Raw genomic sequence first — 12,949 nt, forward strand, 5'->3', positions numbered from 1 at the left:
AAGCCCACGACGCTCTTGAGAGGAGCTCGATATGGAGATCACGATTCAGTCCTTCGACGGCTGCCCGAATCGTGACCTGCTGGAGCAGCGGCTTGCTCAGGCGCTCAACAGTTGCGGCGGGGACGTGACGATCGCCCATCATTCGGTGGAAACGCCCGAGGACGCGGCACGGGTAGGCTTCCGGGGCTCCCCGACGGTCCTTATCGATGGAGTTGACCCGTTCGCCGAGGGGCATGCTTTCGTCGGTCTCGCCTGCAGGGTCTATCGGACTGCCGATGGCCCGTCCGGGTCTCCGAGCGTCGCACAGCTCCGTGCTGCGATCAAGGACGCGACGACAGGGCAGGGTGAAGGCAGTGCGCTTTAAGTGAGGTCTGCCTTCGTCGGCGGTGGAGGTCAGACTGGGCGCGGGGAGCGGTCAGTCTGCCTTGGAACGGAGATCTGGATACTCCGTCCAGTCCCCTCCGGCGAGGCGTCCCCAAGCGGCTGCCGCGGCGGGAGTGATGCCGAGCAGGTCGGAGACGATGCGGGGATGCATCTGACGGCTGAGCTCGATAAGCGCTGTCGTGCGGGCGCTCCCTGAGCGCAGGCCTTCGTCACGGAGCCGTCGGCTGATCGGTCCGGGTGTGAGGTGGTGGCCGGGATTGCGGCCGGGGAAGAGCCACGCCTCCGGGCGCTGCATGGTTCTCTCGACGAGCGCGACGATCGCTTCTCCGAGGATCTCTGGTAGCTCGATGGGTTCGGTCCCGATGGTGAGCTTCACGGGCCGTGAGGTCGCGTCGACCTGATCTCGGGTGAGCGTGACGATGCGGGTGAGATGGAGGCCGTAGAGCAGCACGAGCAGTCCAGCGGCTCGGGTACTCGGGTCCACTGATGGATCGGTGAGGAATCGCCGAGCCATCTGCCACCGGTGATCAGAGGCGTAGTCGCGGCCCTCCAGGCGACTGATTCGGAACTCGACCTTGAGGGTGCTCAGCCGGTGGCGTCGGAGCCAGCGAGTGAACGGCGCGAGCGCATCCCGTTGGCTTGGAGAATCGGTGACGTAGGCGTCGAGGGACCGTTGGGGGAACGTCGCGAGAGTCTCCTTCCGCGACCGGATCTCCTGGAGCAACGCGGCGCAATACTTCATCGCTGCTCGCTGCTTCTGAAAGCCCGACGCAGATCGAGACCGGCTCCCGGGAGTTGACCGGAATGCTCGGGTGGACCGCAGAAGCTCCCAGGTGCAGTACCGGCGCAAGATCAGTCGATCCTCGACATCTTCGATTCCGGGAAGCCAGTGTTCAAGCCAATGATCGAAACGAGCGACCTCGACATCCAGCTCGGGCAGCACGCCAGCGCGGACCAGAAGCGACAGCAAGAACGCGACTGACTGGCCGGATTGTGCTCTGGTGATGATCGCGTCGGCGGTGAGGGACACGGTTCCGTCCGCGAGTTCCCGGAGCACCGTCGCGCACTTGCTCTTGTGCAACCAGCGTTCGAGCGAAACCGCGCTGCCATGGTGCGTGATCAGGTACTCTGCGAGCGGCTGCAGCTCGGCACGAATCCCTCCCGCCTCATCCGCAAGGAGCTGCCGGATCGCGATCGGCCGGCGGCACTCGACGCAGAGGTGATGCTTGCGGATCTCTTCGATCGAGCCGCATCCAGGACACGCCATCGTGATCGGCGAGCCCGCGCACTCGGCGCAGACCTTCTGACCGTTCATGAATCCAGTGAGGAACACCTTGCGTCCGCATTCAGGGCAGGGCTGCGGTGAACGCATCGCGTAGTAGCAGCGGGCGCAGACCCGCCGACCGTCAATGTGCGTGGCGACGCGGCCAGGCTCTCCGCAGAGCCCGCAGGTCTTGATCGGCGCGGTGTAGCAGCCCAGGCAGATGAGCTCGGGGCGACGGACGACAATGGTCGCGCGTTGCCCGCACCGTGAGCAGTCGTCGAACGATCGAGGATCGGCACGCCAGCATTCACGGCAGTAACGCCGCCCGTCGATCGTGCGCTGCACCGGTCGGACGCGACCGCATGTCGCGCAGGCGACGGACCGGGCGTTCCGTTCGCACCGGGAACAATGCCGACCGCCGGTCGGTGTCTTGTGGGGCATGCGCACCGCGCGTCCACACGACTCGCAGGTTGGCAGCACGATTGTGTCTGTTCCTTCGTCGACAAGCGCGTGGGCCAGGTCTTGGACCGTCACCGGGACGTTCCGGTGCTTCCCTTCGAGGACCCCGGGCTGCTTGATGAGTGCGAGCTCGAGCAGCCGTTGTGTCAGCGGCACGGGTGCGACCGCCACCACGATCTCCGCTAGGCGTTCGGTCTGAATCTGGGGGACGATCGGACGGACGAGAGCGACGATTTCTGCGATTCTCGGCTCCTGCGGGGGCTTTGCCACCGCGGACTACTTCGTGCGCGGCCGGCGGATGGTGGCGCGGACCGGACGCAGATCGCCGATCGACCCGCGCGTTGCTTCCTCGCCCACCGCGACCGGGACGGCCGCCTCGCGGCGCGTGATCGTCACGAGGTCATCGAGCGAGCACTCCAGCGCATCGCAGAGCGCCGCGAGGACGTCGAGGCGCACTCGCTGCGGCGGTTGCGTCACCAGCCGGTAGACCTGCTCACGCGAGAGGTCGACGCCGCGATCCTCGAGCAGCGGCTTCAGCTTGGAGGTCTGGAAGATCCCGCGCGATGCCATCACGCTTCGCAGGTTCCACCCGGTCTCGAGCTCAACGGTCATCTGCTTCTCCTTCGATGAGGGCCCTCAGCGCCTCGGCGAGCACTCGGTTCTTGTAGTCGGAGCTGACGGATGCGTAGATCGACGTCGTTGACGCGTGCATATGCCCGACCTGTTCCTGGACGAAGCGGTCGGCATACCCGAACTCCAGAAGGTGCGTGACGTAGGAATGACGGAGGCTGTGCAGCGTCAGATCCTTCGACAGGCCGGCCTCGTCGCGCAGCTCCGCGAACCTCCGGTCGAGATAGCCAGCCGACAACCGAGTCCGCCGCTCGGTCACCCAGAGCGCATCCAGACCGTCACCCGGAGCAAACCGGTCGCGGGCCTGCTCGAGCCATTGCTGCATGCCAGGCACCCACCAGTTGAACTCCGGCACCAGCAGCACCGTCCGCCGCCTCGGCGCGCCTCCGCCGGCCGCTTTCGCCCACCGCACGTGGATCGCGCCGTAACGCCCCCACTGCCGCATCTTCGCGTTGTGGTGCAGATCGACCGTGTCCAGCATCACGGCCTCGGTCCGGCGCAGACCGAACGCATAGACCGTCTTCAGCAACTGCGCATCCCGCAACGCGCCGAGCGCACCCTTCCGCCCCGACGTCACAAGCATTTCCACCCGCGCATCCGCAGTGTCGAACAGCCGCTCGACCTCGTCGTACGTGAACGGGCGACGCTTCCCATCGCCCTCGAACTCGAACCGATGCGCGACCGTGTTCCACGGGAGACACACCTGCGACGGCACCTCGCCGAACTCCCGATCGCAGATCGCCATCCAGTCGTACAACGGGTTCGTGAGGTAGTCGCAGAACCCGCGGATCGCTCCGTGGTGATGCCGCAGCGTCGACAACGCCCGAACGCTCGACGCGGCCTCGGCCGTGAACTCATCGACATCGGCGACCGTCCACCGCCACGGCGGCTTGTCCGCGAAATCACGGAAGCGCGTCACCGTCGCCAAACGGTTCTTGATGGTCTGCTCACGCAGCCCGCGAGACAGCTGCTGATTCCGCCAGCCGTCCACCATCGCGCCGAAGACCTGCTGCTCCGGGTTCGCCAACGTCACGTTCGACGCCGATGTGATCAGCCGAAGCGCCGCAGGAGACCCGCCAAAATCTTGCATTAGATGCAACAAAGTATGGGGCAGTGCATCACCGTGTCAGGTCGATACCCCGCAACCGCACCATCTCGCTTGCTAAGGTCAGGGCAGTTCGGCACCGAGAGCGGCCAATAGTCGTCGTTTGCAAGCATGAACAGTTGCATCTCTTGCAACATGCGATGGTTCATCACCCGTGCAGACAGCGAACCGTACAGCTCGTAATTGCTGGAGCGGGCGACGACGCCGGCTTCCCCGCGGTATTGCATCAGATGCGAGATCCGAACGGGCGTCTGCGTCAGAAAGGCTATCGGTCGTTTCGATAGCCCCGCGATTTTCCGCGCGACGAGGTCTGACGGGCTGATAGATTCGCATCTAATGCACGATTAGCGCGTTATGTGGATGGATTGGGTGGTTGATGGGACGAGTTCCACACGGTGCGTCGTCACTGTATCTTGCGGGCGGGGTGTCGTTCCTCAACGCTCATGAGGCCGTGTTTGAGGCGATGATCGAGGGCTGGCGGATGCAGCAGATCGGTGGCCGACATCTCAAGGAGGATTCGGTGTCGCGCGCTTTGGGCGTGGTCCGGAGGTTCGAGTCGTACGCGGGCAAGAAGCCGTGGGAGTGGTCCGCGGGCGACTTTGACGAGTGGATGGCGCTGCTGGTGTCGCAACGGAAGGTCGAAGCGTCGACGATCCGGTCGTACCAGGGGGCGGTGCGCGCGTTCTGCGATTACATCTGCTCGCCGCACTACGGCTGGGTTGACGAGTGCATGGAGCGTTTCGGGACGCACCCGGTTCAGGTCTGCCATGAATGGAACACGCTCGCGCACCTGCAGGATTACGAGGGCAAGCCGGGGCGACGCCCGTTGACGCGGTCGGAGCTGCAGCGCTTGCTGGATCATGCTGACGCCGAGGTGACGCGGTTGCTGGACGAGCGCCGCAAGGGTGCTCTGCCTGCGTTCCGGGACGCGACGCTGTTCAAGGTCGTCTACGCATGGGGGATGCGGGCGAGCGAGGCGGTTGGGCTTGATGTGACCGACTTCTACAGGAATTCGAAGGCTCCACAGTTCGGGGAGTTCGGTGTGATGCAGATCCGGCACGGGAAGTCGTCGCGGGGCGGGCCGCCGAAACGGCGGGCGGTCGTGTCGTTGTTCGGCTGGGCGGTTGAGGCTCTTCAGGAGTATGTCGAGCAGGTGCGTCCGTTGATGGTCCGGGACGGGTCGCCGGCGCTCTGGGTCTCGGAACGCGGGACGAGGCTGCGCACGCGGGAGCTGGCGTCGAGGTTCGCCGTCTACCGGACGGCGCTGGGGCTGGATGAGGTGTTGACGCCGCACGCGCTGCGTCATTCCTACGTGACCCACCTGATCGAGTCCGGGGTCGATCCCGCGTTCGTGCAACGTCAGGTCGGGCACCTGCACCAGTCGACGACGGCGATCTATACGGGCGTGAGCGCGGACTACATGAACACGATGATGAGTCAGGCGATCGAGAAGACGCGGCACAGGCCGCGCGATGAGGAAGAGAGCGGGCGATGAGACTGATCGGGTTTGAGTGGCGGCTTCGGGAGGTGATGGCGGCGGCGGGAATGTTCTCCACGACGAAGCTGGTCCCGCTGCTGGAAGAGCGGGGCGTCTACTTGTCGACGAGCCAGGTATATCGGCTCGCCGCGGAGAAGCCGGAGCGGATGAACATGCAGGCGCTGGTCGCGCTGCTGGACATCTTCGATTGCACGTTCGAGGAGCTCGCGCCGCGGGTGGTCCTCGGCAGCGCGGTCGCAGCGACCGGGACGACCGATCCTGGGCCGGAGCGGGGCGATTCGGCGACGAACCGACTCCGGGAGTCGGGCCTGAAGCCGCGTAGGGCGCAGATTCTCCCGCCGGATGCTTGACCCGGTCTTCGCCGCGCTGACCACGCAGATCGCCGCCGTCGAGCAGGCTCTTCCGCGTGAGCGGATCGCCGAGATCGTGAACGGCTCGTTCCGGCAGCTGCCGGTTGCCCGCCGGACGCTCGACCTGGTCACGCAGGAACCCGGGCTGCTCACCGCGGCGGATCCGCAGACCACGCCGGCTCTGGCAAGTCTGTTGCTTCGCCTCCACGAGGCTGGAGCGCGGACTGTCCGACCGCCGCGTTGCGCACACTGCGGCGGGCTGCGGAAGCTGCTGCAGCGCACGCCGACCGGGCGGATCTGCGCTCCATGCGGTCGCCGTCTCGCTTCCAGGAGCGGACTCTGTGATCGTTGCGGGCACACCCGCCGCGTGCAGACAGGGCCCGGTGAGAGCGCGTACTGCAAACGATGCTGGGTCGACATGAAACCCGAAGCGGCCGAGCGCATCGTCGAGCAAGTCCGCCGCCATCGCCGTGTCGCGACCGCGACCATCCTTCGAGCGGTGGAGCAGATGGCGGCGGACGGGAGGGACCGCCGAGTGCGGCTGATGCTCGAGCTGCAGGCCCACGGCGCGGAGTGGTTCTCCGACCCGGCCGCGGGCTCTGTGCTGTTCGGCACGTTCTACGACCTTCTCCACGCGGACGGCGCGCGTCTGCCCGAACGACGCTGCGGAGGCTGCGGCACCACGCGCACGCTCACCGAACGCGTCGAGGGACGAGTGAGCTGCCGACGCTGCTACCGGATCGCGCACCATGCCCCCTGCGATGGCTGCGACGACGTCACCAACCTGGAGCGGGTGCTCTCCGACGGGCGGCGACTCTGCCAACGCTGCACGAACAAGCTCCCCGACGAGAACGCCGTCTGCGTGAGCTGCGGCAACCATCGACTGATCGCCTACCGCAGCCCGGAGGGCCCGCTGTGTTCAACGTGTCGGAGCTCCTCCCGGCTGGACACCTGCACGGACTGCGGGGAGCTTGCGCCCTGTTTGTTCCACGGCAGCGAGAAAGCGATCTGCAAACCCTGCTCCGACAAGGCCAGCGTCGACACCTGCACGATCTGCGGGAACGAGCGGCAATGCCGCTGGCCGGGAACCGCGCGCGCCGCCTGCGAGCAGTGCTCCAACCCTCGCCAGCCCTGCGTGAGCTGCGGGGAGGTCCGGCTGCGCCACAAGCGCACCGAAGACGGCTCCGGCTATCTCTGCTGGGCCTGCGTTCCGCCGATCATCGAGACCTGCACAAGCTGCGGAGACGCTCGGATAGTGAACGGCCGGATCGAGGGCCGGCCGTTCTGCCCGCTCTGCTATCCCCGCCAACCGGAGTCGTTCCGCCCCTGCACCAGCTGCGGGACCATCACACGGCTGATCGCGAAGCTCTGCCCCCGTTGCCGAGCCGATCAGATGATCCGGGAGATGGTGCCCGACGAGCTCGCCGCCTCCGATGCACGCATCGCGCATCTGCGAGAGCGGTGGTTCCAGGGTGCTCCGTCGAAGATCGTCTACGCCTTCGAACGCGGCACCGTCGCCTGCACGCTGATCACCCGAGTGCTCACCGCCCCATCCCTGCGCACTCACGCCTACCTCGACCAGGCCGGCTCGGAGTATCAGACCCGAGCGGTTCGGTCCGTGCTCATCGACCACGGGCTGCTCCCACCGCGGGACGAGCTGCTCGCCCGGTTCGAGCTCTGGCTCGACAGCGCACTTGCCGAGATCCCCGACCCGGGTGAACAGCGCACCGTCACCCAATACGCGCGATGGCGACACCTGCGCGCACTGCGCCGCAACACGATGCCGTCCCGATCAGGCCAGCTGTCCTGGCGGCGGCTCGAGATCGCGGGGATCATCGAACTGCTGGAATGGATCCATACCCGCGGAGGTTCTCTCGTGTCCCTCACCCAGGCGGATGTCGATGAATGGCTCACCGGCGGCCGACGCCCGTTCCTGCACCACTTCCTGACCTGGACCGCACGGGCCGGCGCATCCCGACCGCTCACCGCTCCACGCCCGCCATCAGGAGCCTTGAGCCCGCAAGCCATGAGCGACGAGGAACGCTGGCGGCTGCTCGCCGATGTCACCTCCGACCCGTCCATCAACCCGCACACGAAGCTCGCCGCGGGGCTGATGCTCATGTTCGGCGTCCGGGCGGCGAAGATCGTCCAGTTGCGCGCGGAAGACGTCACCGTCACGGACCAGGCCGTGGTCGTCCGCCTCGGCCAGGAACCTCTCGTGCTCCCCGCCGAGCTCGCGCCGGCGGCCGCGGGAGCCGCCAGCAACCGCACCGCGCCTCGCATGTTCGTGGAGAGCATCGAACAGGAGTGGGTCTATCCCGGAACCCGGGCCGGGCATCACATGGCCCCCGACACGCTGAATACCCGGCTCCGCGCTGCCGGCATCCCGCCGCGACTTGCCCGCACCGGCGCGCTGATAGCGCTCGCGCAGGAACTCCCACCCGTCGTTCTCAGCCGGCTGACTGGCCTGGACATCTCCTCCGCGATCGCCTGGTCCAACGCGATCGGCGCGAACAGCACCGCCTACGCCGCCGCGGTCGTCGAGCGCGTCGGCATGCCCCTCCCAGTCGTCCTGCACTGAAATCTGACGATGACGTTTCCAGGGATGTCACGTCGTGAGAATCGGGCGGCACCGATTCTGCTCGGCGGTCAACTCGTCCTGATCGTGGCCGCGCTCTCCTTCGACATAGGCCACGAACAACACCCACGCCGTGTCCGATGATCGGCGTCGGGTGGGAGGGCGTCTGGTGTCCGAGTTCGTCGTTCCGGTCAACCACGTCGTATGACCTTGACGTGCAGGAGCCGCTCAATGCCGCTCGGTCGGCACGCTCGGCCGGTCCCCGGGAGAGTGCGTCGACTGAGGGTCGCAGCAGTCCTCCTCGGTCCTCCGTCCGGAGTTCCGACGGCGTTGATGAAGGAATCCGCTTAGTAGCACGATGAGCACCACGGTGGTAGACAGGCCGGCGATGACGCCGGTGTTGCTTTGGAGCCAGTTCGATATCGTCGCCGAGACAGCGGCGACGTCGGTGCGCCCTGCGGAAGGGGCATCGCCGACGACAACTGGAAACCAGTACCAAGCCAGGTAGACGCCGGTGAGGATCAGGACGGCGGCGGTGACCTTGGGAACGAATCGTGTCAGTGCGGCGATCCGCCTGGACAGCACAGAACCGGCTACGGCGGCGACCACGGCGACAAGCAGCAGGACGGTGGCGGAGCCGGCGGCATAGATGGCGAAGACGAGGAGCAGCCCGACGAAACTGGCTGTCGCCTGGGCCTGGGCGATGACCGCGAGGAGTACGCCGAAGGTGCACGACAGCGAGGCCGCGGCGTAGCCGACGCCGAAGACGACCATGCGCACGGCGCTGGGCAGCCGTTCGATTGCGCGGCCGGGTATGCCGGGAAGCCGGAGGGACATAGAGCGTCCGGCTAGCATCGCCCCGCCGAGCAGCACCAACAGGATCCCGACGGCGAGGCCGAGGGCTGGGGCGGCCTGGATCAGGCCCCGTGCGCCGGCGCTTACCGCGACGCCAGCCAAAGCGAGCGTGCCCGCAAACCCGATCGTCAGCGCGAGGCCAGCCCGTAGGGCGCGCAGCAGGCGCACCGGGGCTGAGGAAGAGGCGGCGTCGCCCAGCGCATGGGTGATCCAGGCCGGGAGCAGCGCGAAGCCGCAGGGATTGACGGGGGCGATCATCCCGGCGGCGAAGGCAAGGGCGAGGAGTCCGCCCATCGCTCAGGCCCCGGCCTTGTGGAGCGCGGAGACGATCGTATCGGCGTCGGGGTCGGTGGCGCGGAAGGTCACCTGTCCGTCACTGTCGACGATGATCAGTGTAGACAGCGCGGCGACCCCGAAGCGCTGGGACAGCGCCGCGCCCTCGTCGATGGCGGCGGGGACATGCACGGCGTCGACGTACTCCATGAACCTCTGAATGGTCTCGGTAGGTTCGCGCGGATCCATGTCGACGGCGAGGAACTGGGCATCGATGCCGGCCTCCTCGGCCGCGGCTGCCGCCTGACCGAGGGATCGGACTCCGCCGACGCATTCGCCGCAGCCGACGGAGAAGAAGAACACCGCGGTGGGCTTCCCGGCGGCGGGCAGGCTGATCCGCTGAGCGTCGATGCTGGTCACCGTCGCGGCGGTGGCAGTCTCGGCAGAGACGGGATCCTTATCAACGGTGCCGCAGGCGGTCAGGATGAGCGAGCCTGCGAGCAGGAGGGTGGCGAGCGAACGACGGGCGCGGGAGCTGATCATTGGTTCTGTTCGCCCTTCGGGTCGGTGCGGTGAGCGGATTCGGTGGGCGGGCAGCAGTCAGGTTCGACACGGCCGCGGCGGGTTCGGCGGCGGACGACGACGAGCAGCACGATCGCGAGGAGCGCAATGCCCACGCCGATCACCCACGGGTTGCCGAGAAGGAGCCCGCCGATGCCAGTAAGCATTCCGCCGGCGATGAGCACGGGCAGCGCGCAGCAGATCGTCATGAGGAGCACGGCACCGGCTCCCAGGAGTAGGCCACCGCCTCGCGTTCGGTCGTCGTGTTTGGAGGTCATAGCGTTCTCGAATCCTTCTGTGTCGCGGGTCAACAGCAGCGGGGACAGTCGTCGGCCACCGGGGTGTCGTCCTGAAGCAGGTCGAGCAGGCTCGTTGTGAGCTCGTTGCCGATCCGGTAGGCCTCGGCCACCGACACCACCTCGGCACCGGGATGCTCAGAGAGCCACCCGGTGGCGTCGTCGACGGAGGCGAAATAGTGCACCTGGTTGCAGAAGGCCGAGCGGATCGAGGTGATCTGCTCCAGGTTCACCAGCGACACCACGGCGCTCGGGGGTGTGACGCCGGTGACACCGGCAACCGGATCGATGGTGACGCGGATCGTCTCTCCGCTGGCCGGGGAGACGGACTCCACGCGCGCTGGGCGATCGAGGAGGGCCGGGAAGATGAGGGTGTCCAGGGCGCACCAGGTGTAGAGCTCCTCACCGTCGACGGTGAACCGGTGCGGTGTAGGGCGCAGCGTGAGGCCCTGGCCGACGATTCGGCCCTGGTCGTCGTACTCGGTGTCCTGCATCGCGGCCAGTCCGAGCCGTACCTCGTCGATCGTGCGGCCCGCAGCCACGGACAGCTGTTGGACGGTGACGGGGTCACCGTCGGCGAGCAGCCGCAGCAGCGGGATGAGCAGGCCGGTCTCTCCCAGTCGGCTGAGCCGCTCGGGCAGTTGCATGCTGAGGTCAGACATCGTGGGTTCCTCCAGTTCGTTCACGCGCAGCACGACAGGAGCGACGGGTCGGTGGTGAAGGCCTTGGCGGCGATCCGGATGCCCTCGGCCATGGTCAGGTAGGGGGCCCAGGCGTCGGCGACCTCGGCGACCGTCTTGCCGAGCACGTGGACCCCGGCGGCGGCGAGCTCGCCGGCGTCCTTGGCGACGGCGGTGATGCCGAGGATCTTCCCGGTGTCGGCGTCCACGACGATCTTGACGAAGCCGCGGGTGTCGCGGTTGACCAGTGCGCGGGGCACGTGGTGCAGGGGCAGGACGCGGCAGTCGCAGCGGATCCCGGCGGCGACGACGTCCTTCTCGGTCATCCCGACCGCGCCGATCGCCGGGCCGGTGAACGTCACCCTCGGCAGTCGGGCGTAGTCCACGGCCCGATCGGCGTCGGCGAACGCGTTCTCGGCGACGAGGGTGCCGTGGTGGGCGGCGACGTAGACGAACTCGGGGTGGCCGGTCACGTCGCCCGCGGCCCAGATCCGCGGGTGGGAGGACTGCATCCGGTCGGAGACGACCACCTCGCCGAGGTCCCCGGTCTTGACCCCGACCCTGTCGAGGCCGAGCCCATCGGTGGCCGGTCGTCGTCCGAGGGCGACGAGCACCTGGTCGGCGCGGAACTCCTCCCGGCCGCCGGCGACGTCCGCGGTGACGACGGCCTGCCCGGTCGCGGCGTCGCGGGACACCCGCGTCGGCAGCGCGCGGCGGACCACCCGGATGCCCTCGTCGGCGAACACCTCCTGCAGCGTCCTGGACACCTCCGGCTCCTCCTTCGACGCGAGCCGGGACCGGACCAGCACGGTGACCTGGGAGCCGAGCCGGGCGAACAGCTGCGCCTGCTCCAGGGCGACGTAGCCGCCGCCGAGCACGAGCAGGGACTCAGGGAGTTCGGTCAGCTCCATCGCCGTGGTCGAGGTCAGGTACCCGGTCTGGTCCAGGCCGTCGATCGGCGGGGCCCACGGCCGAGAGCCGGTCGCGACCAGGTAGTGCCCGGCCTCGATCGTCTCGGTGCTCCCGTCGTCCCCGGCGACCTGGAGGACCGGTGCGTCGGGGGTGCCGGCGAACGCGGCGTCGCCGCGGCGGACGGCCCAACCGTAGGAGTCGGCGACGTCGGCGTACTTCTCGCCCCGCAGCGACTCGACCAGCGCCTGCTTCCCGGCGATCAGGGCGGGCATGTCCACTGGCCCCGCCGTCGTCGCGATCCCCGGGAACCGGTCGGCGGCGTCGGCCGCGGAGTGCCGTGCGTCGGCCGCGGCGATCAGGGCCTTCGACGGCACGCAGCCGGTGTTCACGCAGGTGCCACCGAGCGTCCCGCGCTCGATCATCACCACCGACTTGCCGAGCGTGGTCGCGCGGATCGCGGCGGCGAACGCACCACCGCCCGATCCGATGATGGCGAGGTCGTACTTCGTGGGCATCGCAGCTCCCGTCACTTGGGTTTCTCTTCTTTCTCGGCCATACTGGACCTTCCAGTGCAGGGGAAGGTCAAGAAGGCTTCTGCCGAAAGAAAAGGGGGCCTGCGATGCGCATCGGGGAACTCGCCGAGCGGGCGGGAACGACGGCGAAGACGCTGCGGTTCTACGAGGAGCAGGGCCTGCTGCCCCCGGCCGAGCGCACGCCGTCCGGATACCGCGACTACGCGCCCGAGACGGCCGCCCGGATCGACTTCGTCCACCGCGGCCAGGCCGCGGGCCTCACCCTCGCCCAGATCCGCCAGATCCTCGACATCCGCGACGGCGGCGCTGCTCCCTGCGAGCACGTGCGCGATCTCCTCGACGCGCGCCTCGCCGAGATCGAGCAGCAGATCGCCCAGCTCACAGCGCTCCGAGACACCATCGCCGAGCTCAGGCACGACGCCGCGCAGCCCGACCCCGACTCGTGCAGCGCGGACCAGGTCTGCCGGTACCTGTAGCTCACGGAAAATCCTCTCGGCTCTCCCAAGCGACGAGAACGGAAAGTCGTGCAGAATCCCCCGTCCGCCAAATAGCGCCAAATCAAATAACGCGC

Annotated in this window: 13 protein-coding genes; 5 read left to right on the forward strand and 8 right to left on the reverse strand. The window is 67.7% G+C overall.

The genetic code is table 11. The annotated features are described in order from the left end of the window. Positions 1-31: 31 nt before the first annotated feature. A complete protein-coding gene (locus BLT44_RS04055) occupies positions 32-364 on the forward strand; it encodes a thioredoxin domain-containing protein (RefSeq protein WP_010155380.1) in 333 nt (110 codons plus the stop codon). A 51-nt stretch (positions 365-415) separates the two neighbouring features. Here BLT44_RS04055 and BLT44_RS04060 read toward each other — a convergent pair whose 3' ends face one another. Genes BLT44_RS04060 through BLT44_RS04070 form a run of 3 tightly spaced genes read right to left on the reverse strand, consistent with a single transcriptional unit; the run spans position 416 to position 3,764 of the window. Beyond that, entirely contained in the window at positions 416-2,377 is a 1,962-nt protein-coding gene (locus tag BLT44_RS04060) for a hypothetical protein (protein ID WP_231291505.1), read from the reverse strand. Positions 2,378-2,383: 6 nt separating this feature from the next. Next, entirely contained in the window at positions 2,384-2,719 is a 336-nt protein-coding gene (locus BLT44_RS04065; RefSeq protein WP_010155377.1) for a helix-turn-helix domain-containing protein, read from the reverse strand. Continuing rightward, positions 2,709-3,764 carry a tyrosine-type recombinase/integrase gene (locus BLT44_RS04070; protein ID WP_040505147.1) on the reverse strand — a complete coding sequence of 352 codons (1,056 nt, stop codon included), beginning with the start codon at positions 3,762-3,764 and terminating at the stop codon, positions 2,709-2,711. Before BLT44_RS04070 ends, BLT44_RS04065 begins: the two co-directional genes overlap by 11 nt. A gap of 502 nt (positions 3,765-4,266) precedes the next feature. Here BLT44_RS04070 and BLT44_RS04075 point away from each other — a divergent pair. Genes BLT44_RS04075 through BLT44_RS15135 form a run of 3 tightly spaced genes read left to right on the forward strand, consistent with a single transcriptional unit; the run spans position 4,267 to position 8,271 of the window. Continuing rightward, positions 4,267-5,337: a tyrosine-type recombinase/integrase gene (locus BLT44_RS04075; protein ID WP_229119376.1), complete on the forward strand. Its 1,071-nt coding sequence runs from the start codon at positions 4,267-4,269 to the stop codon at positions 5,335-5,337. Further along, positions 5,334-5,690, forward strand: coding sequence for a helix-turn-helix domain-containing protein (locus BLT44_RS04080; protein WP_010155374.1), 357 nt, complete (start codon positions 5,334-5,336; stop codon positions 5,688-5,690). Before BLT44_RS04075 ends, BLT44_RS04080 begins: the two co-directional genes overlap by 4 nt. Next, entirely contained in the window at positions 5,683-8,271 is a 2,589-nt protein-coding gene (locus BLT44_RS15135) for a hypothetical protein (protein WP_143025968.1), read from the forward strand. The genes BLT44_RS04080 and BLT44_RS15135 overlap by 8 nt, the downstream gene beginning before the upstream one ends. A 225-nt stretch (positions 8,272-8,496) precedes the next feature. Here BLT44_RS15135 and BLT44_RS04095 read toward each other — a convergent pair whose 3' ends face one another. From BLT44_RS04095 to merA, 5 genes are all read right to left on the reverse strand, one after another. Then, the gene (locus BLT44_RS04095; protein ID WP_006947554.1) at positions 8,497-9,417 is read right to left on the reverse strand and encodes a cytochrome c biogenesis CcdA family protein; all 921 of its coding nucleotides are present in this window, start codon (positions 9,415-9,417) and stop codon (positions 8,497-8,499) included. Between the two features lie 3 nt (positions 9,418-9,420). Then, positions 9,421-9,939, reverse strand: coding sequence for a TlpA family protein disulfide reductase (locus tag BLT44_RS04100; RefSeq protein ID WP_006947551.1), 519 nt, complete (start codon positions 9,937-9,939; stop codon positions 9,421-9,423). After that, positions 9,936-10,175 carry a hypothetical protein gene (locus tag BLT44_RS04105; protein ID WP_010155370.1) on the reverse strand — a complete coding sequence of 80 codons (240 nt, stop codon included), beginning with the start codon at positions 10,173-10,175 and terminating at the stop codon, positions 9,936-9,938. The genes BLT44_RS04100 and BLT44_RS04105 overlap by 4 nt, the downstream gene beginning before the upstream one ends. 89 nt (positions 10,176-10,264) lie before the next feature. Beyond that, positions 10,265-10,915: an organomercurial lyase MerB gene (gene merB / locus BLT44_RS04110; protein WP_010155369.1), complete on the reverse strand. Its 651-nt coding sequence runs from the start codon at positions 10,913-10,915 to the stop codon at positions 10,265-10,267. A gap of 20 nt (positions 10,916-10,935) precedes the next feature. Continuing rightward, positions 10,936-12,360: a mercury(II) reductase gene (gene merA / locus BLT44_RS04115; protein ID WP_010155368.1), complete on the reverse strand. Its 1,425-nt coding sequence runs from the start codon at positions 12,358-12,360 to the stop codon at positions 10,936-10,938. A gap of 104 nt (positions 12,361-12,464) precedes the next feature. Between merA and BLT44_RS04120 the strand changes: the two genes are divergently transcribed. Beyond that, on the forward strand, positions 12,465-12,854 hold the full coding sequence (locus BLT44_RS04120; RefSeq protein WP_010155367.1) for a heavy metal-responsive transcriptional regulator: 390 nt from the start codon (positions 12,465-12,467) through the stop codon (positions 12,852-12,854). Positions 12,855-12,949 lie beyond the last annotated feature (95 nt).

The sequence above is a fragment of the Leucobacter chromiiresistens genome (genome assembly GCF_900102345.1).
GTDB lineage: Bacteria > Actinomycetota > Actinomycetes > Actinomycetales > Microbacteriaceae > Leucobacter > Leucobacter chromiiresistens.

Bases quoted from the DNA above. Each gene is read 5' to 3' on its own strand.
- merA (WP_010155368.1), bottom strand. From the start codon at position 12,360: ATGCCCACGAAGTACGACCTCGCCATCATCGGATCGGGCGGTGGTGCG.
- merB (WP_010155369.1), bottom strand. From the start codon at position 10,915: ATGTCTGACCTCAGCATGCAACTGCCCGAGCGGCTCAGCCGACTGGGA.
- BLT44_RS04065 (WP_010155377.1), bottom strand. From the start codon at position 2,719: ATGACCGTTGAGCTCGAGACCGGGTGGAACCTGCGAAGCGTGATGGCA.
- BLT44_RS04055 (WP_010155380.1), top strand. From the start codon at position 32: ATGGAGATCACGATTCAGTCCTTCGACGGCTGCCCGAATCGTGACCTG.
- BLT44_RS15135 (WP_143025968.1), top strand. From the start codon at position 5,683: ATGCTTGACCCGGTCTTCGCCGCGCTGACCACGCAGATCGCCGCCGTC.
- BLT44_RS04120 (WP_010155367.1), top strand. From the start codon at position 12,465: ATGCGCATCGGGGAACTCGCCGAGCGGGCGGGAACGACGGCGAAGACG.
- BLT44_RS04100 (WP_006947551.1), bottom strand. From the start codon at position 9,939: ATGATCAGCTCCCGCGCCCGTCGTTCGCTCGCCACCCTCCTGCTCGCA.
- BLT44_RS04080 (WP_010155374.1), top strand. From the start codon at position 5,334: ATGAGACTGATCGGGTTTGAGTGGCGGCTTCGGGAGGTGATGGCGGCG.
- BLT44_RS04095 (WP_006947554.1), bottom strand. From the start codon at position 9,417: ATGGGCGGACTCCTCGCCCTTGCCTTCGCCGCCGGGATGATCGCCCCC.